General features: G+C 72.3%; 19 protein-coding genes. 13 read left to right on the top strand and 6 right to left on the bottom strand.

All coding sequences use genetic code 11. The features are described 5' to 3' along the window. Window positions 1–123: 123 nt before the first annotated feature. Entirely contained in the window at window positions 124–309 is a 186-nt protein-coding gene (gene rpmB / locus M5362_RS13705; RefSeq protein WP_003957616.1) for a 50S ribosomal protein L28, read from the bottom strand. 238 nt (window positions 310–547) lie between these two features. Between rpmB and M5362_RS13700 the strand changes: the two genes are divergently transcribed. Then, on the top strand, window positions 548–2,128 hold the full coding sequence (locus M5362_RS13700) for a DAK2 domain-containing protein (RefSeq protein ID WP_260227774.1): 1,581 nt from the start codon (window positions 548–550) through the stop codon (window positions 2,126–2,128). A gap of 310 nt (window positions 2,129–2,438) precedes the next feature. Here the strand turns inward: M5362_RS13700 and M5362_RS13695 are convergent, their stop codons facing one another. Next, window positions 2,439–5,264, bottom strand: coding sequence for a tetratricopeptide repeat protein (locus M5362_RS13695; protein ID WP_260227773.1), 2,826 nt, complete (start codon window positions 5,262–5,264; stop codon window positions 2,439–2,441). Then, window positions 5,261–7,072: an HSP90 family protein gene (locus tag M5362_RS13690; protein WP_260227772.1), complete on the bottom strand. Its 1,812-nt coding sequence runs from the start codon at window positions 7,070–7,072 to the stop codon at window positions 5,261–5,263. Before M5362_RS13690 ends, M5362_RS13695 begins: the two co-directional genes overlap by 4 nt. Window positions 7,073–7,240: 168 nt before the next feature. On the opposite strand from M5362_RS13690, the gene recG reads away from it, so the two are divergent. The 8 genes from recG (at window position 7,241) to mutM (ending at window position 14,674) form a co-directional block, all read left to right on the top strand. Next, window positions 7,241–9,454 carry an ATP-dependent DNA helicase RecG gene (recG, locus tag M5362_RS13685; RefSeq protein WP_260227771.1) on the top strand — a complete coding sequence of 738 codons (2,214 nt, stop codon included), beginning with the start codon at window positions 7,241–7,243 and terminating at the stop codon, window positions 9,452–9,454. Between the two features lie 72 nt (window positions 9,455–9,526). Further along, a complete protein-coding gene (gene rsmD / locus M5362_RS13680; protein ID WP_260227770.1) occupies window positions 9,527–10,111 on the top strand; it encodes a 16S rRNA (guanine(966)-N(2))-methyltransferase RsmD in 585 nt (194 codons plus the stop codon). Window positions 10,112–10,137: 26 nt separating this feature from the next. Continuing rightward, window positions 10,138–10,629 carry a pantetheine-phosphate adenylyltransferase gene (gene coaD, locus M5362_RS13675; protein ID WP_260228048.1) on the top strand — a complete coding sequence of 164 codons (492 nt, stop codon included), beginning with the start codon at window positions 10,138–10,140 and terminating at the stop codon, window positions 10,627–10,629. 110 nt (window positions 10,630–10,739) lie between these two features. Further along, window positions 10,740–11,822: an ATP synthase F0 subunit B gene (locus tag M5362_RS13670; RefSeq protein WP_260227769.1), complete on the top strand. Its 1,083-nt coding sequence runs from the start codon at window positions 10,740–10,742 to the stop codon at window positions 11,820–11,822. 184 nt (window positions 11,823–12,006) lie between these two features. Beyond that, a complete protein-coding gene (locus tag M5362_RS13665) occupies window positions 12,007–12,612 on the top strand; it encodes a DUF177 domain-containing protein (protein WP_260227768.1) in 606 nt (201 codons plus the stop codon). A gap of 2 nt (window positions 12,613–12,614) precedes the next feature. Continuing rightward, window positions 12,615–12,788, top strand: a complete 174-nt coding sequence (gene rpmF, locus M5362_RS13660) for a 50S ribosomal protein L32 (protein ID WP_030496967.1) — start codon at window positions 12,615–12,617, stop codon at window positions 12,786–12,788. 19 nt (window positions 12,789–12,807) lie between these two features. After that, window positions 12,808–13,635, top strand: coding sequence for a ribonuclease III (rnc, locus tag M5362_RS13655; RefSeq protein ID WP_260227767.1), 828 nt, complete (start codon window positions 12,808–12,810; stop codon window positions 13,633–13,635). Between the two features lie 178 nt (window positions 13,636–13,813). Next, window positions 13,814–14,674, top strand: a complete 861-nt coding sequence (mutM, locus tag M5362_RS13650; RefSeq protein ID WP_260227766.1) for a bifunctional DNA-formamidopyrimidine glycosylase/DNA-(apurinic or apyrimidinic site) lyase — start codon at window positions 13,814–13,816, stop codon at window positions 14,672–14,674. Here the strand turns inward: mutM and M5362_RS13645 are convergent. Next, on the bottom strand, window positions 14,664–15,047 hold the full coding sequence (locus M5362_RS13645; RefSeq protein WP_260227765.1) for a helix-turn-helix domain-containing protein: 384 nt from the start codon (window positions 15,045–15,047) through the stop codon (window positions 14,664–14,666). The genes mutM and M5362_RS13645 overlap by 11 nt on opposite strands. Window positions 15,048–15,127: 80 nt before the next feature. Next, window positions 15,128–16,054 (bottom strand): CAP domain-containing protein, encoded by a 927-nt coding sequence (locus M5362_RS13640; protein WP_260227764.1) that lies wholly within the window; start codon window positions 16,052–16,054, stop codon window positions 15,128–15,130. 203 nt (window positions 16,055–16,257) lie between these two features. On the opposite strand from M5362_RS13640, the gene M5362_RS13635 reads away from it, so the two are divergent. From M5362_RS13635 to M5362_RS13620, 4 genes are all read left to right on the top strand, one after another. After that, entirely contained in the window at window positions 16,258–16,539 is a 282-nt protein-coding gene (locus M5362_RS13635) for an acylphosphatase (RefSeq protein ID WP_260227763.1), read from the top strand. Window positions 16,540–16,934: 395 nt separating this feature from the next. Then, the gene (locus M5362_RS13630; RefSeq protein ID WP_260227762.1) at window positions 16,935–17,150 is read left to right on the top strand and encodes a hypothetical protein; all 216 of its coding nucleotides are present in this window, start codon (window positions 16,935–16,937) and stop codon (window positions 17,148–17,150) included. Window positions 17,151–17,345: 195 nt separating this feature from the next. After that, window positions 17,346–20,906, top strand: a complete 3,561-nt coding sequence (gene smc / locus M5362_RS13625) for a chromosome segregation protein SMC (RefSeq protein ID WP_260227761.1) — start codon at window positions 17,346–17,348, stop codon at window positions 20,904–20,906. Window positions 20,907–21,122: 216 nt separating this feature from the next. Further along, window positions 21,123–22,556 carry a sugar porter family MFS transporter gene (locus M5362_RS13620; protein WP_260227760.1) on the top strand — a complete coding sequence of 478 codons (1,434 nt, stop codon included), beginning with the start codon at window positions 21,123–21,125 and terminating at the stop codon, window positions 22,554–22,556. 48 nt (window positions 22,557–22,604) lie between these two features. Here M5362_RS13620 and M5362_RS13615 read toward each other — a convergent pair whose 3' ends face one another. After that, the gene (locus tag M5362_RS13615; RefSeq protein ID WP_260227759.1) at window positions 22,605–23,582 is read right to left on the bottom strand and encodes an LLM class flavin-dependent oxidoreductase; all 978 of its coding nucleotides are present in this window, start codon (window positions 23,580–23,582) and stop codon (window positions 22,605–22,607) included. Window positions 23,583–23,611: the final 29 nt, after the last annotated feature.

Below are 23,611 nucleotides of genomic sequence, written 5' to 3'. Positions count from 1 at the left end.
GGCCGGTGCCGGTGCCGGTCTCGGTCCCGGTCCGGTTTTCGGGCATGGCAAAAGGCCGGTTCACCGAGGTGAACCGGCCTTTCAAGGCAACCGCAGGGGCTGCGCTACGACGAAACGTCGGCGTTAGCGCGAGACCTTGCCGGCCTTGATGCACGAGGTGCAGACGTTGAGCCGCTTCGGCGTCCGACCGACCACGGCACGCACACGCTGGATGTTCGGGTTCCAGCGACGAGACGTACGGCGGTGCGAGTGCGAAATGTTGTTGCCGAAGCCCGGCCCCTTGCCGCAGACGTCGCAGTTGGCAGCCACGGGTCACTCCAAAGACTTCAGATTTACAGTGAAACCGGCGCACCGGAATCAGAGTTCTGAAGTGGCTTGCCGGGGGAATGGCCCGACTCTCGCCGGGCAACCGGAGCAGCATACAACGGCTGCTCCCGTAGAACGAAACTACCACGGACACCGCCGCCCCCGCCCCGGCCCCTGGTCACGAGCGGGTCTACCCTGCGGTGAGCTCACCGCAGACGCCGCCTAGCAGGAGGATCACCCGTTGCCGCAGACCGCGCAGACCCTCGACGCAGCGGCGGTCCGATCCTGGTGCGTACGGGCGCTGGAGGCGCTCGGCCGGGAGCGCGAGGAGATCGACGCGATCAACGTCTATCCGATCGCCGACGGGGACACCGGGACCAATCTCTATCTGACGGTGGAGTCCGCCGCCCAGGCGGTCGAGGCGCTCTTCGCGGCGGACGACCCCGACGCGGGTGACGCGGTACGCGCCATGGCGCACGGGGCCTTGATCGGCGCCCGGGGCAACTCGGGGACGATCCTCTCGCAGCTGCTGCGCGGCATGGCGTCCGTGCTCGCCGACGGGCGTGACGGCGATCACCTCGCCCGCTCCCTGGCGGCGGCGGCCCGCGCGGCCCGCGAGGCCGTGGCGCACCCGGTCGAGGGAACGATCCTGACCGTGGCGACCGCGGCGGCCGACGCCTGCGGGGGCGGCGGAAGCCTGGTGGCGGTCGCCAGAGGGGCGTACGAAGGGGCCAGGACGGCCCTGGAGGCGACTCCCGGGCAGCTGGCCGTCCTGGAACGCGCCGGCGTCGTGGACGCGGGCGGACGGGGTCTGGTGGCGGTCCTCGGGGCGCTGGTGGAGGTGGTGTCCGGCGAGGCGCAGGTACGCCCCCCGAACCGGGCCGTGCCCGTGCCCTCGTCGGCGGACTGCGCCCCGGAGGGCGGACCCGCCTTCGAGGTGATCTACCTCCTTGAGGCACAGGACGCGGCCGTGGAACGGCTGCGCGCCCGGCTGGACGCGCTCGGCGAATCCCTCGTCGTCGTCGGCGGGGACGGGCTGTGGAACGTGCACGTCCATGTCGACGACGCGGGCGCCGCGGTGGAGGCGGGCGTGGAGGCCGGGCGGCCGTACCGGATCCGCATCACGCACTTCGCGGGCGTCTCGGAGACGCGGGAACGGCTGCAGCGCGCCGTCGTGGCGGTCGTACCGGGAGAGGGGCTCGCGGGCCTGTGCGCCGAGGCGGGCGCGACGACCGTGCTGGCCGGGCCGGGCGAGCCGCCCGCCAGCGGCGAGCTCGTCGACGCGATCCGACGGGCCCACGCGGTCGAGGTCGTGCTGCTGCCCAACGACACCGGCCTGCGGCACACGGCGGGCGCGGCGGCCGAGCAGGCCCGCGCGGAGGGCATCCGGGTCGCGCTGATCCCCACCCGGGCGGCCGTCCAGGGCATCGCGGCGCTGGCCGTCCACGAGCCGGACCGGCGCTTCGACGAGGACGTGGTGGCGATGACGGCCGCGGCGGGGGCGACCCGGTACGCGGAACTCGCCGTCGCCGAGCACCAGTCCTTCACCTCGGCGGGCGTCTGCCAGGCCGGGGACGTCCTCGGCCTGATCGAGGGCGACGTCGCGGTCATCGGCCAGGACCTGACGGAGACGGCCCGCACGGTCCTGGACCGGATGCTCTCGGCGGGGGGCGAGCTGGTGACCCTGATCGTCTCCGACGAGACCCCGCCGACGCTCGCGGACTCCCTGGAACGGCACGTCCGGGAGACGTACCTGGCGGTGGACACGACGACGTACCACGCGGGGGCGGGGGCACCGGCGCTGCTCATCGGCGTGGAGTAGCCGGGGCCGCACCCGCGGGGGCGGCCGGGCCTCACGCTCTTGGCCCCGAGGGCGCGGCGCCGCACCCTCGGGGGCGGCCGGAGCCTCACGCTCGGGGGCGCCGGAGCCTCAGCCTCCGGGGCGGCCGGGCCTCACGCTCGGGGGTGCCGGGGCCTCAGCCTCGGGGCGGCCGGGGCCTCAGCCTCGGGGACGTGGGCGATCGACCCCGACCAACGGGACGATCGCCCACCACGGGCGCTCAGGCCGTCGCGCGGGCCTGGGCTCAGGCCGTTGCGCAGGCTTTTGCTCGGGCCTGTGCTCGGGCCTGGGCTCAGGCCGTCGCGCGGGAGAGCAGCTCCGCCGCCTCCTCCGAGTCGGCGTGCTCCGCGAGCACCGCGCGGGCCGCCGCGGCCGCCGCCGTCCTGTCCTCCAGCCGGAGGTGGAGCCAGCCCGTCAGCAGCTCCGCCGCCGTCCGGCGGTCCCGCAGGTCGGGTCCCGCCTCGGTGAACGCCGCGGCCGCCCGCGTCGCGTACGACAGGGCGACCGCCGCGTCCGTGTCCCCGAGCAGCTCCGCCGCCTGGACGTACGTCTCCCCGCGCTCCGCCAGGTCCGCGCCGCAGGCCTCCGCCGCCGCGTCCATCAGCGCCCGGCCGTCGCCGTCCGCGCCCGCGATCCACGCCCGGACCCGCAGGGTCCGCACGTACGCCGCGGTGTCGCCCAGCGCGCTCCACAGCTCGCCCGCACGCTCGTACGCCGCCGCGGCCTCCGGCCGCAGCTCCGCCCGGAGCAGCGCCTGCGCCGCCAGGTTGGCGAGCATCGCGTGGTCGTGCTGCTCGGGCCACGCCATGGCGAGCTCCGCCGCCCGCAGCCACTGCTCCGCCGCCGACCGGGGCTCGTCCAGCGCCGCGAGGCAGTCGCCGAGCCACCACAGGGTCTGGACGACCATCCCGTCCCCGTGCTCCTCCACGGACAGGTCCGGCAGCACCGACTCCAGGATCGCCGCCGCCTCCGCGACCCGCGACTCCCGCAGCAGCCAACCGCCCAGCTGGTGCCGGGCGTACGCGCCGATGCCCTGGCTCTCGCCCGCCTCGTCGGCCCAGTGCGCCGCCTCCAGGGCGTGCGCCGCGGCCTCGTCGAACCGCCCCGCCGCGCCGAGGACTTCGGCGAGCCGGAGCCTGAGCCGGGTCTGCCCGCCGGCCCCGGCGTGCTCCACGCCGTGGTCGAGTGCGGCCCGGGCCGCCCGCTCGGCGGTCTCCAGGTCGCCCTGGTGCAGGGCGATCCGCGCGAGCCGCGCCTCCGGCTCCACCGCGTACCAGGGCATCCCGGCCCGGTGGTAGAGCTCCGCGGCGTACGCGTACCGACGGGCCGCCTCCTCGGCGTCCCCCCGGTGCGCGGCCAGATCGCCCCGGGTGGCCTCGGCCTCGGCGACCCGGTCGGCGACCGCCGGATCGTCACCGTACGGAACGGCGAAGGCGACCAGCTCGTCCACGGCCCGCGCGAGCCGGTCGGCCGGGTCGGCCCCGTCCGCCGGCTCCCCGCGCGCCGGTCCACCGGCTCCCGGTCCACCGTCCCCCGCGGCCCCGCCCTCCTCGTCGTGCAGCCGCAGCAGCCCCACCCGGACCCGGCTCAGCAGCCCGCCCGCCGTCTGGCGGGGGGTCGCCGCTCCCTCCGCGTGGAGGGCGAGCAGGCGGGCGACCGACTCCTCGACGGCACTCGTCGCCTCCGCAAGCCGCCCGTCGGACGCGTGGGCGTACGCCGCCCTGGCCCTGGCGGCCTCCGCCTCACCCCGGTCGCCGGCAGCCTCGTACCCCTCCGCGGCCCGATGGAACAGCCGGACCGACTCCGCCGGACCGTCCTCCATCGCCATGGCCCGGTGGTCGTCCACCTCGGCCCGCGCCAGCGCGTCCAGTTCGAGGCCGGCGGCTCCCACCGCCGCCCATGCCTCGCGCGCCGCCGGGTTCCGTGCCGCAGACAGCAGGCGCGCCTCCGCGAGCAGGTCGCGCGGCTCCGCCACCGGCTCCGGCACGCGCGCCCGCGCGGGCACCGGGCCCGCCGCCCGTACCCCCAGCGGCAGCCGGTCCAGGAGCGGCCGGGAGTCCATCCGGTCCCGTACGAGCTCGCCGACCCGCCCCGTGCCGTTCCGCTCGTCGAAGCGTCGCGCGATCGCCAGCGCCTCCACGCGCGCGTGGCCGGCCAGTTCGGCGGCGGTCCACGACGAACCCGCCGGCCCCGGCACCGACTGTCCGCCGAGGCCGAGCGCCACCATCCGGTCCATGAGCAGCGCCGTCACGGCCAGGAAGTCCGCCAGGCTGTCCGGATCGCCGCCGTCGGTGAAGTACGCGGGACGCTCCGCCAGGATCTCCAGACCCCGCGCCTCGTTCCCGGTCAGCGCGCAGAACTCGATGTGCTGCGCCACCGAGCCCCGCATGCTCTCCATCGGCCGCACCAGCCGGTAGCCGCGCAGATGGTGCGCGCGGGCCTCGTCCACCCGGCCCAGCCGCACCAGCGGCAGCAACGAGGAGGCGAGGATCGCGTGCGGCTCGTGCGCGCAGCTGTGCTCGCCCGCGAGGACCGGAGCCCAGGTCCGCAGAGCCTGCTCGTCGTCGCCGAGCTCCGCCGACCACGCACCCTGCCCGTGCAGTTCGCAGGCGTGACAGTCGGCCATCCGGTCCCGCTCGGCCGCCAGCCAGGCCGCGTACGCCCGCTCGGCCCTCTCCCGGTCACCGATGTGCCGCGCCACCCGGAACTCACCCTGCCGCACGGCCCGTTCCGAGTGGCCCGCCAGCCGGTAGCGGTGCTCCATCTCGCCGAGCCACTTCTCGATCGAGGCGAGCGGGATGTGCGGCTGGTCGAGCATGCCGCTGGAGACCCACTTGAACACCCAGTGCAGTGAGTGCGTCTCGTACGCGTCGAAGGCCGACGGATCGTCGTCCCACATCCGCAGCAGCCGCGAGAAGGGCACGAACATCTTCGCCTTCTCGGAGCTGTAGTTGTACGCCTGGAGCTGGTGCCCCAGCGCCTCGATGACGGCCGGCGGTTCACCGATCAGCTCCGCCTCGGCGAGAAGCTGCTCGGCGCGCGCGTTGCGCGCCGGCCCCTCCGGCTGCTGGGCGTTGTCCCGCATCGCCTCGCGGAGGGCCTGGAAGGTCAGGGTCATGCCGTGTTCTCCCCGTGGTGGGTGGCCCAGGCGAGCAGCCCCGTGAACGCCCGGTTGAGCAGCGCCGAGTCCGCCGGACGCAGCGGCCGCTGCGCCATCAGCAGGGCCTGCCCGTACAGCGCCTCGACGGCCGTCCCCGCGAGCTCCGGATCGTCGAGCGAACCGATCCGGCGGATCGTCGGATTCAGGTGGTTGAGGACCAGCCGGGCCCGCGGCGCGCTCCCGCGCAGCGAGCCGAGGATGCCGGCCCACAGGTCGTCCGCCCGCTCCTCGGCGTCCGCCCGGGCCTGTTCGTGACGGGCCGCCCGGTCGTCCAGGTGCAGCGCGGGCACGGTCAGCGGGTGGAAGGAGCGCAGCGACACGTCGCAGCCCAGAGGGTCCAGCGTGGCGCGCGCCACCGAGAGGAACGCCGAGAGCGCCAGCTCCTGCGCCGGGTCCACGGGGTCGAGATGGGCGGTCACGGTGTCGGCGTCGAGCTCCGCGACGGCCGTACCGGGACGGACCTCGGGGAGGCGTTCGACCAGATCCGTGTCGTACGTGTAGCCGCCGTTGACGACGCCGATGCCCTGCGCGGTCGCGATCGCGGCGACCTGCCGGTACTCCTCGACGGTACGGGTGTAGTGCACGACCGGGTGACGGCGGGCGAACTCCTCCAGCGAGAGCCGGCCGTCCGTCGTCTCGAACGGCAGCCACGGCAGCATCGTCCGCAGCATCTCGCCGTCGTGCCGGGCCAGCGACTTCACCCCGAGGTGGTGCACGGCCAGGAACTCCTCCAGACGCTCCGGAGCCCCCGCCGCCAGCTCGCCGAGCCAGTCCCGCACGGCCCCGCCCAGCGCGTCCCGTACGCCGGCCAGCGTCTCGTCCTCGTACAGCGACTCGCGCGACGCGGTCGGCCGCAGGCTGTCCGTGTCGAGGACGCAGCGCACGAAGAACGCCCAGTCGGGCAGCAGCCCGTCGGCCCGCTCGGTGAGCAGCATGCCCTTGAGGTGGACCCGGTGACCGGCGCGCTGGGCGGGGCTGACGGCCGACGGAAGGACGTACGCCACGCCCCGGATCCCGGCCAGCGGAAGATCCAGGTCGATCGAGTCGAGCGGGGTGAAGCCGAACGTCTCCCGGCAGTGGCCCGCGAGCGCGACCCGCCGGGCCGCCGGGCTCGGATACGGCCGGTCCCAGGGGGCGGGCAGATCGGTGACCCGCCTGTCCCCGACCCGTACTTCGTACGGGAGGAGGGAGCCGTACTCGCGGGCCAGCGCGAGCACCCGCTCCTCGGTCAGCCACTCGCCGGAACCCGGGCGGGCGGTCAGGTACACGGTCGTGCCCGGCTCCGTACGGGCGCCGTCCGCGAGCGTCCGGACGGTGTACGAACCGTCGTCGCGGGCCGTCCACTCCACCGGTGGCGCGGCGGGCGTACGCGCGCTGCGGCTGACCACCCGGATCTCGGCGGCGACCACGAAGCAGGCGAGCAGCCCGATGCCGAACTGGCCCAGGAACTCGGCCCGCGCGCTCGCGATGCCGGCGGCGTCGGCCCGCTTCGAACTGCGGCCGATCGTGGCCAGCAGGCTGTGCACGTCCCGCTCGGTCAGCCCGATTCCGCTGTCCTCGACGCGCAGACCGTCGCCGTCCGCGTACAGCCGGACCCGCGCGGGGGCCTCCGGCTCCTCGGCACGGCGAGCGGTGATCGCGTCCACGGCGTTCTGCAGCAGCTCGCGCAGATAGACCCGGGGGCTCGAATAGAGATGGTGGGAGAGAAGATCCACGAGTCCGCGCAGATCGACCTGGAAGGTGTGCGGTGTCTGATCAGCAGTCATCGTCGCTGCGCCGGTGGGGGGACAGGCGCCGGCGCGGGTCGGGCGATCCCGGCAGGCGGTGATCGCGGAGCGGTACGGGGGGAGACGCGTCATCCTAGGGGGCGCGGCGCCGACGTGACCAGGAGATATCCACAGCCTGCGGGACGGTTGTCGGTGCCGTGGTGTGCAATGGAACGCGTGCCAGTGCTCGACGAACCCCTCAAGAACCTCCTCGGCGCCGCCACCGCGAAGGTGATGGCCGACCACCTCGACCTGCGTACGGTCGGGGATCTCCTCCACCGCTACCCACGGCGGTACGCCGAGCGCGGCGAGCTCACCGCCCTCGCCGACCTGCCGCTCGACGAGCACGTCACCGTGGTCGCGCAGGTCGCCGACGCCCGCGTGATGACCTTCAACAAGGGCGGCCGGGGCAAGGGCCAGCGCCTTGAGGTGACCATCACCGACGGCAGCGGCCGGATGCAGCTCGTCTTCTTCGGCCGGGCCGTCCACTTCCACCAGAAGGAGCTGCTGCCGGGCCGGCGCGGGATGTTCGCCGGCAAGGTCGGGGTCTTCAACCGCAAGCTCCAGCTCACCCACCCCGAGTACAAGCTCCTCGACGCGGAGAGCAGCGACGAGACGGTCAAGGCGTTCGCGAACGAACTGCTGCCGATCTACCCGGCCTGCAAGCAGCTGGAGTCCTGGACCATCGAGCAGTCCGTCGCCATCGCCCTGGACTCCCTGGCCGCCACCGGCTGGGCCGGCCTCGCCGACCCGCTGCCGCCCGCCCTGCGCGAGGACCGCGGCCTCACCGACCTGCCCGAAGCCCTCCAGAAGGTCCACCGGCCCCGTACGAAGGCCGACATCGAGGACGCCCGGCAGCGGCTCAAGTGGGACGAGGCCTTCGTCCTCCAGGTCGCCCTCGCCCGCCGCCGGTTCGCCGACACCCAGCTGCCCGCCGTCGCCCGCAGGCCCACCCCCGCCGGGCTCCTCGACGCCTTCGACGCCAAGCTGCCGTTCACCCTCACCGACGGCCAGAAGAAGGTCTCCAAGGAGATCTTCGACGACCTCGCCACCGAGCACCCGATGCACCGCCTCCTCCAGGGAGAAGTGGGGTCGGGGAAGACGATGGTGGCTCTGCGCGCCATGCTCGCCGTCGTCGACGCCGGGGGGCAGGCCGCGATGCTCGCCCCCACCGAGGTCCTCGCCCAGCAGCACCACCGTTCGATCACCGAGATGATGGGCGAGCTCGCCGAGGGCGGCATGCTCGGCGGGTCCGAGCACGCCACCAAGGTCGTCCTGCTCACCGGCTCCATGGGCGCCGCCGGCCGGCGGCAGGCCCTGCTCGACCTGGTCACCGGCGAGGCCGGGATCGTCATCGGCACGCACGCGCTGATCGAGGACAAGGTGCAGTTCCACGACCTCGGCCTCGTCGTCGTCGACGAGCAGCACCGCTTCGGCGTCGAGCAGCGCGACGCCCTGCGGGGCAAGGGCAGGCAACCGCCCCACCTGCTGGTCATGACCGCCACGCCGATCCCGCGCACGGTCGCCATGACCGTCTTCGGCGACCTGGAGACCTCCGTCCTGGACCAGCTGCCCGCCGGACGCTCGCCGATCGCCAGCCATGTCGTCCCGGCCGCCGACAAACCGCACTTCCTCACGCGCGCGTGGGAGCGCGTGCGCGAGGAGGTGGAGAACGGACACCAGGCGTACGTGGTCTGCCCGCGCATCGGCGACGACGAGGACGAGAAGCAGAAGCGGAAGGCGTCCGCCGAGGACGAGGCCGAGAAGCGGCCGCCGCTCGCCGTCCTGGAGGTCGCCGAGAAGCTCCGCTCGGGCCCCCTGGCCGGACTCCGCGTCGAGGTCCTGCACGGCCGCATGCACCCCGACGACAAGGACGCCGTGATGCGCCGCTTCGCCGCCGGCGAGGCGGACGTCCTGGTCGCCACCACCGTCATCGAAGTCGGCGTCAACGTCCCCAACGCCACCGCCATGGTGATCATGGATGCCGATCGCTTCGGCGTCTCCCAGCTCCACCAGCTCCGGGGCCGCGTCGGCCGAGGCTCCGCCCCCGGCCTCTGCCTCCTCGTCACCGAGATGCCCGAGGCGAGCCCCGCGCGCCAGCGCCTCGGCGCCGTCGCCTCCACCCTGGACGGCTTCGAACTCTCCCGTATCGACCTCGAACAGCGCCGCGAGGGCGACGTCCTCGGCCAGGCCCAGTCCGGCGTCCGCTCCTCGCTCCGGATGCTCACCGTCATCGACGACGAGGAGGTCATCGCCGCCGCCCGCGAGGAGGCCACCGCCGTCGTCCTCGCCGACCCCGACCTCGACGACCACCCCGAGCTGCGCACCGCCCTGGACGCGCTCCTGGACAAGGAGCGGGAGGAGTTCCTGGAGAAGGGGTGACGTCACACCCCGCCGACCGGCCATATCGTGGAGACACAGGAGCCCCCTGAAGCACAAGGACAAGGACCTCAGATGACCCGCGTGATCGCCGGAACCGCCGGCGGACGCCGACTGGCCGTGCCGCCAGGCACCGGCACCCGCCCGACCTCCGACCGGGCGCGTGAGGGCCTCTTCTCCACCTGGGAGTCGCTCCTCGGCACCCTCGACGGGACCCGTGTCGCCGATCTGTACGCGGGCTCGGGCGCCGTGGGCCTGGAGGCGCTCTCCCGGGGCGCCTCCCACGCCCTCCTCGTCGAGGCCGACACCCGCGCCGCCCGGACCGTCCGCGAGAACATCCGCACGCTCGGCCTCCCCGGCGCCGAGCTCCGGACCGGCAAAGCGGAACAGATCGTGACGGGACCGGCGCCCGCCGCCCCTTATGACCTGGTCTTCCTCGATCCGCCCTACGCCGTCTCGGACGACGATCTTCGGGAGATCCTCCTCACACTCCGCTCCGGGGGCTGGATCGCCGACGACGCCCTCGTCACCGTGGAGCGCAGCACCCGAGGCGGGGAGTTCGGCTGGCCGGCCGGCTTCGAGCCACTGCGGGCCCGTCGCTACGGCGAGGGAACGTTTTGGTACGGTCGCGCCGCCTCTACGTGCGAAGACGCACGATGACCGGACCGGAGAGCGAGGGACCCAAGTTGCGCCGCGCCGTCTGTCCGGGGTCATTCGACCCCATCACCAACGGACATCTCGACATCATCGCCCGCGCCTCCAAGCTGTACGACGTCGTACACGTCGCGGTGATGATCAACCAGTCCAAGCAGGGACTGTTCACCGTCGACGAGCGGATCGAACTGATCCGCGAGGTCACGGCGGACTTCGGGAACGTCGAGGTCGAGTCGTTCCACGGCCTCCTCGTCGACTTCTGCAAGCAGCGCGACATCCCCGCGATCGTCAAGGGCCTGCGCGCGGTCAGCGACTTCGACTACGAGCTGCAGATGGCGCAGATGAACAACGGGCTCTCGGGCGTCGAGACCCTGTTCGTCCCCACCAACCCGACGTACAGCTTCCTGTCGTCCTCCCTGGTCAAGGAGGTCGCCGCCTGGGGCGGCGACGTCTCCCACCTGGTCCCGCCGGCCGTCCTCGGCCGGCTCACCGAGCGCCTCGCCGAGCGGCGCACCCAGCAGTGACCGCGAGCGACCGTCCCTGACGGTCCGTCACCTGGTGTCGTACGGGGGACGACTGCCCTTACAGTCGTCCCGTCCGTCTCCATCCAGCTGTAGAGAGTGGCGAGCACCCGGTGGACGTGCAGAAGAAGCTCGACGAGATCGTTTCCTCGATCACAAACGCCCGCTCCATGCCCATGTCGGCATCCTGCGTGGTCAACCGCGCCGAGCTGCTCGCCATGCTCGAAGAGGTGCGGGAGGCCCTGCCCGGCTCCCTCGCCCAGGCCCAGGAGCTCATCGGCGGACGCGCGCAGATGGTCGAGCAGGCCCGCCAGGAGGCCGAGCGGATCATCTCCGCCGCCCACGCCGAGCGCGGCTCGCTGATCTCCGACACCCAGGTCGCCCGCCAGTCCCAGGACGAGGCGGACCGGATCCTCTCCGAGGCCCGCCGGGAGGCCGAGGAGATCCGCGCCGAGGCCGACGACTACGTGGACTCCAAGCTCGCCAACTTCGAGGTCGTGCTCAACAAGACCATCGGCTCCGTCGACCGCGGCCGCGAGAAGCTGCTCGGCCGCGGGCCCGGTCTGGACGCCCAGGGCTACGCCGACGAGGACGCCCCCGAGTACAGCGCGGACCCGCAGACCCTCATCCACCGGGCCGACGAGTACGTCGACGCCAAGCTCGGCGCCTTCGAGGCCGTCCTGTCCAAGACCCTGGAGGCCGTCGGACGCGGCCGGCAGAAGCTGCACGGGCGGATCGCCACGGACGACCTCGGCGCCCACATGGCCGCCCAGGACGCGGCCGGCGGCACCGTCCACACCAGCGACGCGGACTACCTGGCCGGGCTCGCCGAGCTGGCCGACCCGGAGCCGGCCCAGCAGCCCGCCCACCAGCAGGCCCCGCAGATCCCGGCGCAGCAGCCCGATCCGTACGGCTACCAGCAGCCCCAGCACCAGGACGCCTACGCCTACCAGCAGGCCGACCCCTACGCGTACCAGCAGCAGCCGGACCCCTACTCCGTCGCAGGCACCGGCTCCGCCGGAGCGGCCTACGCCGCCTCCTACGAGCAGCAGTACGCCTACGACCAGCAGCCGCAGCACCAGCCCCAGCCGCAGGCCGCCGCGCTCGACGAGACCAGCTTCTTCGACACGAGCATGATCGACCTGGAGCAGCTGCGGCAGTACGAGCAGGGCCACGGCCACGGTCAGGGCCACTGACGGACCGGCTCCACAGGGCCGGATTGGGCCCTGAGCGAAGCGTCCAGTATCCTGGCTCTTCGGTCGCGCGTATGCCTGCGATCCCTGCTGCCCGCTTCGTCTCTCGATTCGAACACGGCAGCCCCCTCACGAACCGAAAGCAGGAAGAGCCCTGAGCACGCGCCTTGACCACCGCAACCCCCTCGTGTTCGACACGCACGAGCTGGGGCGGCGTCCTGGTGCCCTCCAGAGGATCTCCCGCTCGGTCGAGGCCCCCAAGAACTTCGGTGTCGAAGGGGTCATCGGTGTGCCGGAAGGCGCGCCTGTGGAAATCGACCTCCGCCTCGAGTCGGTCATGGAAGGGGTGCTTGTCACAGGCACCGCCCGTGCATCGGCCGAGGGGGAGTGCGTAAGGTGTCTGGAGCCCGTCGAGCTCGAGCTCGACGTGGACTTCCAGGAGATGTTCTCGTACCCCGACTCCGACGACCGGGGCCGCTCCAAGGCGGTCGCGGACGACGAAGCCGAGGCTGACGAGGACATGATCCCCCTCGAGGACGGCATGTTCGACCTCGAACCCGTGCTGCGTGATGCGGTGGTGCTCGCACTGCCGATGCAGCCGGTGTGCCGGGAGGACTGTGCGGGTCTGTGTTCCGAGTGCGGAACCAACCTGAACGAGAACCCGGACCACCACCACGATGCCGTCGACATGCGTTGGGCGGCACTGCAGGGACTCGCCGGTTCGCTGGGAACCGATGAGAAGGACAACATGAGCGGCGCCGAAGCTGGCGTCGACGAGAAGCAGGAGAAGTAGCCGTGGCTGTTCCGAAGCGGAAGATGTCGCGCAGCAACACGCGCCACCGCCGGTCGCAGTGGAAGGCTGCGGTCCCCACCCTGGTTTCGTGTGAGCGTTGCCAGGAGCCGAAGCAGCAGCACATCGCGTGCCCGAGCTGCGGCACCTACAACAAGCGCCAGGTCCTCTCGGTCTGAGTGGCTGGTGAGAGGCGCAATGTCTGAGTCCAACAAGACGGACAATGCCTCGTCCCACACGCTTCTGGAAGGGCGGCTCGGGTATCAGCTCGAGTCCGCCCTTCTGGTGCGTGCGCTGACGCATCGCTCGTACGCGTACGAGAACGGCGGTCTGCCCACCAACGAGCGTCTCGAGTTCCTCGGGGACTCGGTGCTCGGCCTGGTGGTCACCGACACGCTGTACCGCACCCACCCCGACCTGCCCGAAGGCCAGCTGGCCAAGTTGCGGGCCGCGGTGGTCAACTCGCGTGCGCTGGCGGAGGTCGGTCGCGGCCTCGAACTCGGCTCCTTCATCCGGCTCGGCCGGGGCGAAGAGGGCACGGGCGGCCGGGACAAGGCGTCCATCCTCGCCGACACCCTTGAAGCGGTGATCGGCGCGGTCTATCTCGACCAGGGCCTCGACGTGGCTTCGGAGCTGGTGCACCGGCTCTTCGATCCGCTGATCGAGAAGTCCTCGAACCTCGGTGCAGGACTGGACTGGAAGACCAGCCTCCAGGAGCTGACCGCGGCCGAGGGTCTGGGTGTCCCGGAGTACCTCGTCACGGAGACGGGTCCGGACCACGAGAAGACCTTCACTGCTGCCGCCCGCGTCGGTGGTGTCTCGTACGGCACCGGCACCGGCCGCAGCAAGAAGGAAGCGGAACAGCAGGCGGCGGAGTCCGCATGGCGCGCGATTCGCGCGGCGGCGGACGAGCGCGCGGCGGCGGCGAAGGCCGCGGCCGAGGCGGGCGACGCCCACCCGGCCAGCGCCGACGAGCAGCCGGAGAGCGGCGGGGCGCCGGCGCCCGCCGGGCTTCCGTCGGACTGACCGCTCCTTTCGAGCAGGAACCACCCGCCCGCCCTCCGACTCCGGAGGGCGGGCGGACCCCTTTCCGCACCTCGCGCCGTTCCGCGCACGGACGCCGGTGCGGCACCCGCCCCGGGGACGACGGAGCCCCCGGCGGTAGGCTGCGGCCATCGCCCGTCAATCCCTTCCGGAGGAGTCCGTGCCCGAGTTGCCCGAGGTCGAGGTCGTACGGCGCGGTCTTGAGCGCTGGGTCGGCGGGCGGACCGTGGGCGAGGTCGAGGTCCTGCATCCGAGGGCCGTACGCAGGCACCTGGCCGGCGGCACGGACTTCGCCGCCCGCCTCAAGGGCCACCGGTTCGGGATCGCGCGCCGCCGCGGCAAGTACCTCTGGATCCCGCTGGCGGACTCCGACGCCTCGGTCCTCGGCCACCTCGGCATGAGCGGGCAGCTGCTGGTCCAGCCCGAGGACGCCCCGGACGAGAAGCACCTGCGCATCCGCGTCCGGTTCGAGGACGGGCTCGGCACCGAGCTGCGCTTCGTCGACCAGCGCACCTTCGGCGGGCTCTCGCTCCACGACAACACCCCCGAGGGGCTGCCCGACGTCATCGCGCACATCGCCCGCGATCCGCTGGACCCGGAGTTCGACGACCTCGCCTTCCAGACGGCGCTGCGCCTGCGCCGTACGACGGTCAAGCGCGCGCTGCTCGACCAGACGCTGCTCAGCGGGGTCGGCAACATCTACGCGGACGAGGCGCTCTGGCGCGCCAGGCTGCACTACGAGCGCCCGACCGCCACGCTCACCCGCCCCCGCTCGGCCGAACTCCTCGGCCATGTACGGGACGTGATGAACGCGGCCCTGGCCGCGGGCGGGACCAGCTTCGACAGCCTGTACGTCAACGTGAACGGCGAGTCGGGCTACTTCGACCGGTCGCTCGACGCGTACGGACGCGAGGGCCAACCGTGCCGCCGCTGCGGCACACCGATGCGCCGCCGTCCGTGGATGAACCGGTCGAGCTACTTCTGCCCCCGCTGCCAGCGCCCGCCCCGCGCTACGGCGTGACGGCCTCGCGGGCCGCGTCGTACCGCTCGCGCGCTGTGATGACCTGCGGCATCCGGCCCTCCACCAGCTCGATGAGCCCGACGAGCCGCTCCGCGATCTCGCGCCCCAGCGGGGTGAGTGTGTAGTCCACACGCGGCGGATTGGTCGGCTGCGCCTCCCGGTGCACGAGCCCGTCGCGCTCCAGGGCGTGCAGGGTCTGCGACAGCATCTTCTCGCTGACGCCGTCGACCCGTCGCCGCAGCTCGTTGAAGCGGAACGTCCCGTCGTGGAGAGCGCCGAGGGTCAGACTGCCCCACCGCCCGGTCACATGCTCCAGCGTGACGCGCGACTGACAGGCCCGGGCGAACACGTCGAAGGCGAGATCGTCACTCATGCCCTCACGGTACTCCGCCACAGCGCTCACCCCCGGGTCGCGCTCACCAGGGGAGCGCGACCCGGGGGTGCGGGGAGGGGTCAGAAGCCGAAGTCCTGCGTCCACCACGGGCCGCCGTCCGCGAAGTGGACGCCGACGCCGAGCGTCGTGTAGTCGCAGTTCAGGATGTTCGCGCGGTGGCCGTCGCTGTTCATCCAGGACTCCATCACCGCCGCCGCGTCCGCCTGGCCGCGGGCGATGTTCTCGCCGCCCATGCCGTTCACGCCCGCCTGGGCCGCGCGGTCCCAGGGGGTGTCGCCGTCCGGGTCCGTGTGGTCGAAGAAGCCGCGGGCCGCCATGTCCGCGCTGAAGTCGCCCGCCAGCGCGGCGAGGGCGGCGTCCGAGCGCACCGCGCTGCAGCCCACCTTCGCCCGCTCCTGGTTGACCAGCCGCACGACCTCCGCCTCGGCGGCGGCGGCGCGGCTCAGGGTCGGCGCCGCCGGCGGCCGGGTGGTGGGGGCCGCGGGCTTCTTGGTCGCCGGAGCCGGCTTCGGCTGCGGCTTGGCGGTCTTCGCCGGTGTCGCCGTCTGCGCCGGCTTGGCGGCCGTCTTCGTCGGCTTCGGCTTGACCGAGGGCTTCGCGGAAGCGGTCGTCTTCGTCGGCTTCGCCTTGACCGAGGGCGTCGCGGAAGGAGAGCTCTTGCCCGTGCCCGTCGCCGCGGCGGAGCGGGAGGGAGTGGACGACGGCGTCGCGGACGAGCCGCCCTGCGTCGTCAGCTTCGGGGCCTGCCGGGACTGGCTCTGCTCCTTGCCGGAGCCGGCACTGCCGACGATGTCCGTGTCACCGCCGGGCAGCAGGCCCGAGGCGACGACGACCGCGCCGACCGCCACGGCTGCGGAGGCACCGAGCAGTCCGGTGCGCACGGGCGCTCCCCGCTTCTTGCGGCGGATACCCCGGTGCCGGCGGTCCGTACCGGCCGCGTAATCTTCTGCGGCGGGCGCGGCGCCGGAGCGACGATGGCGTCCCATCTGCTCTGCCTTCCTGACGTCCTGTGCTGACTGTGCTCTGGATCTTCGCTGATCGGTCTTTGCTGATCTTTGCTTCCGCGGACCTGCGAAAGGCCCGTCGAACAGAGACGCCCGAACGGGTGAGCCTCATTCGGTCGGGACTGTACGCCATGAGGCGTGGGGGTGACGTGCCCCTTCAACAATTGGCCCGCTAGCGTTCAGCCATGAACGAAGACGTACGGCTCACCGCCTGGGTGCGCGGCCGAGTACAGGGAGTGGGCTTCCGCTGGTTCACCAGGGCAAACGCACTGGAGATCGGCGGGCTCGTCGGCTTCGCCCTCAACCTCGACGACGGACGGGTGCAGGTCGTGGCCGAGGGGCCGAGTGAGAATTGCCACCGTCTGCTGGAGTGGCTGCGCTCCGGCGACACACCCGGGCGTGTGGACGGAGTCACTGAGATCTGGGCCACCCCGCGCGGCGGCTACGACAGCTTCGCGATCCGCTGACGATCACCTCGGCTGTGCTCCGTCCGATGGCCCGCTCGGCCCTCGGGCGGACGTTCGGCGACGGGCCGCCGAAGAGGAAATGGCCTGATGGTTGCCGAGAAGGGCTTGCGATGGCAGGCTGCGCGCGGAAGGATGATCGCTACGCCCCTGAGGCACCGAGTTGCGAGGCGCCGTCGCCTGTTGTGCGGCCGCAGACCCCCCGGATGCCCCTTGATACGGGGCGTGATCGTGTTGACCGTCAAACTTTTTGGTGAGACGCTGGAATCCCCGCGCACCTTAGCTGTTTGGCAGTAAAGAACCGGCACGACATCAAGCACTGCCGAGCACCGCGGGTGCGAAATCCCTCACGACCCACACCACTTCGGTCGGTCACTCAGTGTGGAGGACCATCCATCATGGCAAAGGCGCTTCTCGGTTACGTCGGCGGCTCCGACCCGCGACTCCTCGCCGAGATGCGACGGCTTCAGCAGCGCGTCCAGGACCTCGAGTCCGAGCTTGTACGGATTCAGTCCGAGAACGACGCGCTCAACGCTGCCGCCGCACATCATGGCGAGTCGCTGCTCGACAGCATCGACCTCGACGTTCCCAAGGCGGAGCCTGCGCTCACCTGACCCGCCGCCCTCGCGCGACGGTCAGCCCCGTGCCGGGGCAGGGTGAGAAACACTCTCGCTAGCTCAGCTAGACATGCAAGGGACGCTCCGGCGTCCCTTCTTTCTTGAGCCCCCCACGTCACACCCCTCCTCACCCGAGGGTGTGCCCTGCACCTTCATGGGTGAAACGCGCAACCCCAGGTAGAGTCCGGGGGCGTGCATCTCAAGGCCCTGACACTCCGCGGTTTCAAGTCGTTCGCATCCGCCACCACGCTGCGGTTCGAACCCGGAATCACGTGTGTCGTCGGGCCGAACGGATCCGGGAAGTCCAATGTCGTGGACGCGCTGTCCTGGGTCATGGGCGAGCAGGGCGCCAAGTCGTTGCGCGGCGGCAAGATGGAGGACGTCATCTTCGCCGGCACGACCGGGCGGCCCCCGCTCGGCCGCGCCGAGGTCTCGCTGACCATCGACAACTCCGACGGCGCGCTGCCCATCGACTACGCCGAGGTCACGATCACCCGGATCATGTTCCGGGGCGGCAGCAGCGAGTACCAGATCAACGGCGACACCTGCCGGCTGCTCGACATCCAGGACCTGCTCTCCGACTCCGGCATCGGCCGCGAGATGCACGTCATCGTGGGCCAGGGCCAGCTCGACTCCGTCCTGCACGCCGACCCGATGGGCCGCCGCGCCTTCATCGAGGAGGCCGCCGGCGTCCTCAAGCACCGCAAGCGCAAGGAGAAGGCGCTGCGGAAGCTCGACGCGATGCAGGCCAACCTCGCGCGCGTGCAGGATCTGACCGACGAACTGCGGCGCCAGCTCAAGCCGCTCGGCCGGCAGGCGGCGGTCGCCCGCCGGGCCGCCGTCATCCAGGCCGATCTGCGCGACGCCCGGCTGCGGCTCCTCTCCGACGACCTCGTACGCCTCCAGGAGGCGCTGAAGGCCGAAGTCGCCGACGAGGCCGAGCTCAAGGAGCGCAAGGACAGCGCCGAGAGCGAGCTGCGGGCGGCGCTCGCGAAGGAGGCGGACCTCGAGGACGAGGTCCGCCGGCTCGCCCCGCGGCTCCAGCGCGCCCAGCAGACCTGGTACGAACTCTCCCAGCTCGCCGAGCGGGTCAGGGGCACCGTCTCGCTCGCCGACGCGCGCGTGAAGAGCGCCACCGCCCAGCCGCCGGAGGAGCGCAGGGGCCGCGACCCGGAGGACATGGAACGCGAGGCCGCCCGCATCCGCGAACAGGAGGCCGAACTGGAGGCCGCCCGGGAGGCGGCCGAACGGGCGCTGGAGGACACCGTCGCCCACCGCGCCGACCTGGAGCGCGAACTCGCGGCCGAGGAGCGCCGGCTCAAGGACGTGGCGCGCGCGATCGCCGACCGGCGCGAGGGCCTCGCCCGGCTGCACGGCCAGGTCAACGCCGCCCGCTCGCGCGCCGCGTCCGCCCAGGCCGAGATCGACCGGCTCGCCGCCGCCCGGGACGAGGCCCAGGAGCGGGCCGTCGCGGCCCAGGAGGAGTACGAGCAGCTCAAGGCCGAGGTCGACGGGCTCGACGCGGACGACAGCGAGCTGGGGGAGCGGTACGACACCGCGCGCCGCGACCTCGCCGAGGCGGAGTCCGCCCTGACGGCCGCCCGCGAGGCCGCCACCGCCGCCGACCGCCGCCGCGCCGCGACCCGGGCCCGCCACGAGGCGCTCTCCCTCGGGCTGCGCCGCAAGGACGGGACCGGAGCGCTGCTCGGCGCCCGCGACAGCCTGACCGGTCTGCTGGGCCCCGCCGCCGAACTGCTCACCGTCACCCCCGGCCACGAGGTCGCGCTCGCGGCCGCCCTGGGCGCGGCGGCGGACGCCGTCGCCGTCTCGGGCCCCACCGCCGCGGTCGAGGCCCTGCGCCTCCTGCGCAAGCAGGACGCGGGCCGCGCGGCGCTGCTGATGAGCGGCGCCCAGGAGCCGGCGGACACCGGGCGTGGGACCGGCGCCGCCGGCCACCCCCGCGCCGCCGACCTCGTCCGGGGCCCCGAAGAACTCATGGGCGCGGTGCGACGGTTGCTCGACGGGATCGTGGTGGTCGGCTCGCTGGACGAGGCCGAGGCGCTCGTCCACGCGCACCCCGGGCTCACCGCCGTCACCGCCGAGGGAGACCTGCTCGGGGCGCACTTCGCCCACGGCGGCTCCGCCGGGGCGCCGAGCCTCCTCGAAGTACAGGCCTCCGTCGACGAGGCGGCCGCCGAGCTGGAGCGGCTGGAGACGCGCTGCGAGGAGCTGGCCCAGGCCCAGCGGACGGCGACCGAGGCGCGGCGGGACACCGCCGTGCTCGTCGAGGAGCTGGCCGAACGCCGCCGCGCCGCCGACCGCGAGAAGTCCCAGGTCGCGCAGCAGCTCGGCCGGCTCGCAGGACAGGCCAGGGGCGCCGCGGGCGAGGCCGAGCGGACCGCGGCCGCCGCGGCCCGCGCCGAAGAGGCCCTGGAGAAGGCGCTCCACGAGGCCGAGGAACTCGCCGAACGGCTGCTCGTCGCCGAGGAGGCGCCGGGCGAGGAGGAGCCCGACACCTCCGTCCGCGACCGGCTCGCCGCCGACGGCGCCAACGCCCGCCAGACCGAGATGGAGGCCCGGCTCCAGCTCCGTACGCACGAGGAACGGGTCAAGGGCCTCGCCGGGCGCGCCGACTCCCTGGACCGGGGCGCCCGCGCCGAACGCGAGGCACGCGCGCGTGCGGAACAGCGGCGCGCCCGGCTGCGCAACGAGGCCGAGGTCGCCAGCGCCGTCGCCGCCGGCGCACGGCAGCTCCTGGCCCATGTCGAGGTCTCCCTGGTCCGGGCCGAGCAGGAGCGCGCGCTCGCCGAGGCGGCCAAGGGCGCGCGTGAGCAGGGCCTGTCCGCCGCCCGCGCCCGTGGCCGCGACCTGAAGGCGGAGCTGGACAAGCTCACCGACTCCGTCCACCGCGGCGAGGTCCTCGGCGCCGAGAAGCGGATGCGGATCGAGCAGCTGGAGACCAAGGCCCTGGAGGAGCTGGGCGTCGAGCCGGCCGGCCTGGTCTCCGAGTACGGACCCCACCAGCTCGTAGCGCCTTCGCCGCCCGCCGAGGGCGAGGAGCTGCCCGAGGACCCGGAGCATCCCCGCAACCAGCCCCGCCCGTTCGTCCGTTCGGAGCAGGAGAAACGGCTCAGGGCCGCCGAGCGGGCGTACCAGCAGCTCGGCAAGGTGAATCCGCTGGCACTCGAGGAGTTCGCGGCGCTGGAGGAACGCCACAAGTTCCTTTCGGAGCAGCTGGAGGACCTGAAGAAGACCCGGGCCGACCTCCTTCAGGTCGTGAAGGAGGTGGACATCCGGGTGGAGCAGGTGTTCAGCGAGGCGTACCGGGACACCGCCCGCGAGTTCGAGGGCGTCTTCTCCCGGCTCTTCCCGGGTGGCGAGGGGCGGCTGATCCTGACCGACCCCGACAACATGCTCACCACGGGCGTCGACGTGGAGGCCCGTCCGCCGGGCAAGAAGGTCAAGCGGCTCTCGCTGCTCTCCGGCGGCGAGCGCTCGCTGACCGCCGTGGCGATGCTGGTCTCCATCTTCAAGGCCAGGCCCAGCCCGTTCTACGTGATGGACGAGGTGGAGGCGGCGCTGGACGACACCAACCTCCAGCGGCTGATCCGGATCATGCAGGAGCTCCAGGAGTCCTCGCAGCTGATCGTCATCACGCACCAGAAGCGGACGATGGAGGTCGCGGACGCGCTGTACGGCGTTTCCATGCAGGGCGACGGGGTATCCAAGGTCATCAGCCAACGCCTGCGCTAGCCGACAGCCGCAGTGATCAACTTCAAGTCTTGAACGATTCAGGCCTCTAAGCCAGTTTCAAGTCATACGACATCCCCTCTTGACTTCGAAACTTGAAGGCATAGTCTCTGCAACGTTGCTTTTACCTTCACGTGGTGGGCGGCGTGATGTTGTGCGCCACTGGAAGGGCTCGCCCCCCACGCCCCGGCGATGCTGCCGGAGCCCCCAGGAGTCCATGTGACCAGCCCCGCGCAGGCGCCCACGCCACCGCCGTCCGAAGGCCGTGCCGCCCACCCGGACCACCTCGGCCACGTCATCTTCATCACGGCGTCAGCCGCGATGGGAGGCTTCCTCTTCGGATACGACAGCTCCGTCATCAACGGCGCCGTCGAGGCCATCCGGGACCGCTACGACATCGGGTCCGGCACGCTGGCCCAAGTCATCGCCATCGCCCTGATCGGCTGCGCCATCGGCGCCGCGACCGCCGGCCGCATGGCCGACAAGATCGGCCGCATCCGCTGCATGCAGATCGCCGCCGTGCTGTTCACCATCAGCGCCGTCGGATCGGCCCTCCCCTTCGCCCTGTGGGACCTCGCCTTCTGGCGGATCGTCGGCGGCTTCGCCATCGGCATGGCCTCGGTGATCGGCCCGGCGTACATCGCAGAGGTCGCCCCCGCCGCCTACCGCGGCCGGCTCGGCTCCTTCCAGCAGGCCGCGATCGTCATCGGCATCGCCATCTCCCAGCTCGTCAACTACGGCATCCTGCAGATCGCCGACGGAGACCAGCGCGGTGAGATCGGCGGCCTCGAGGCCTGGCAGTGGATGCTCGGCGTCATGGTCGTCCCCGCCATGCTCTACGGCCTGCTCTCCTTCGCCATCCCGGAGTCCCCGCGCTTCCTCATCTCCGTCGGCAAGATCGACAAGGCCAAGGAGGTCCTCTCCGAGGTCGAGGGCCACGGGGTGAACCTGGACCACCGCGTCGCCGAGATCGAGCAGGCCATGCGCCGCGAGCACAAGTCCACCTTCAGGGACCTGCTCGTCATCGGCAGCCGCTTCAAGCTGCTCCCGATCGTCTGGGTCGGTATCGGGCTCTCGGTCTTCCAGCAGCTCGTCGGCATCAACGTCGCGTTCTACTACTCCTCGACGCTCTGGCAGTCGGTCGGCATCGACCCGTCGAGCTCGTTCTTCTACTCGTTCACCACGTCGATCATCAACATCATCGGCACCGTGATCGCGATGGTCCTGGTCGACCGGGTGGGCCGCAAGCCCCTCGCCCTCGTCGGCTCCGTCGGCATGGCGATCGCCCTCGCCGTCGAGGCCTGGGCCTTCTCCGCCGACCTCGTCGACGGCAAGCTGCCCGAGACCCAGGGCGTCGTGGCGCTCGTCGCCGCCCACGTCTTCGTGCTCTTCTTCGCCCTCTCGTGGGGCGTGGTGGTCTGGGTCTTCCTCGGCGAGATGTTCCCCAACAGGATCCGCGCCGCCGCCCTCGGCGTCGCCGCCTCCGCGCAGTGGATCGCCAACTGGGCCATCACCGCCAGCTTCCCGTCCCTGGCGGACTGGAACCTCTCCGGCACGTACATCATCTACACGGTCTTCGCCGTGCTCTCCATCCCCTTCGTGCTCAGGTACGTGAAGGAGACCAAGGGCAAGGCGTTGGAGGAGATGGGCTAAACCCCGCTGCCCCTCTCCTCGAACCCGGAACTGCCCCGGCCCAGGGTCCTATGCCCTGAGCCGGGGCAGCACCGTCTCCCCGAGCAGCCGCAGGCTCCGCCACGCCTCCTCGACCGGCATCCCGCCGCAGAGCGGGTGCAGCACCAGACTCTCCAGCTCCCGCCCCAGGGCCACGCACGCGTCCGGAGTGACGATCCGGTAGACCTCCTCGGCGCGTAGCTCGGCCACCGTCGTCGCCGTCGAGCGCACCGCCGAGCGGATGTCCTTGGACTGCCAGGAGGCGTAGGTGCGCGCCTCGTGCAGGAAGTGCTCCCCGTACAGCTCCCAGGACCGGTCCGGGTCCTCCGAGACGTGCAGCAGCGGGGTCCGCTCGGCCGGCATCATCGTCCAGCCCTCCGTGCCGTACTCCTCGCACCGCTCCCGGTAGTACGCCTCCAGCTCCGGCAGATGCGCGCTCGGGAAGAGCGGCAGCCCGAGCCGGGCCGCACGCCGCGCCGCCGCCTTCGAGGACCCGCCCACGAGCAGCAGCGGGTGCGGCCGGCTCAGCGGCCGCGGGGTGACCCGTACCGTACGGCCCTGATACGTGAAGGGCTCGCCGGACCACGCCTGCAGCAGGGTCTCCAGAAGCAGGTCCTGGAGCTTGCCGCGGCGGCCCCAGTCGACGCCGCGCTCCTCGTACTCCTCCGGCCGGTAGCCGATGCCCGCGACCGTCGCCAGACGGCCCCCGCTCAGCAGGTCGAGAACGGCGATCTCCTCCGCGAGCCGCAGCGGGTCGTGCAGCGGGCCGATGATCGCGGAGACCGTGACCGCGATCCTCTCCGTGGCGCCGAACACCGCGCCCGCGAAGGCGAACGGAGAGGGCAGCCAGTTGTTGGCGGCGCCGTGGTGCTCCTCGGTCTGGACGGTGTCGACGCCGTGCTCGTCGGCGTAGGCGGCCATGGCGAGGGCGGCGCGATAGCGCTCCGAGAGGGACTCGGGGGTGGCGTTCGGATCGACGAGGTTGAACCGTACGACTGTGAAGGGCATGGCGAAGTCCCCCTCCGCGAGTGGGATAC

Origin of the sequence: Streptomyces sp. Je 1-79, assembly GCF_025195125.1 — a bacterium.
Classification (GTDB): Bacteria; Actinomycetota; Actinomycetes; order Streptomycetales; family Streptomycetaceae; genus Streptomyces.
This window is presented reverse-complemented; position numbering and strand designations above follow the sequence as displayed.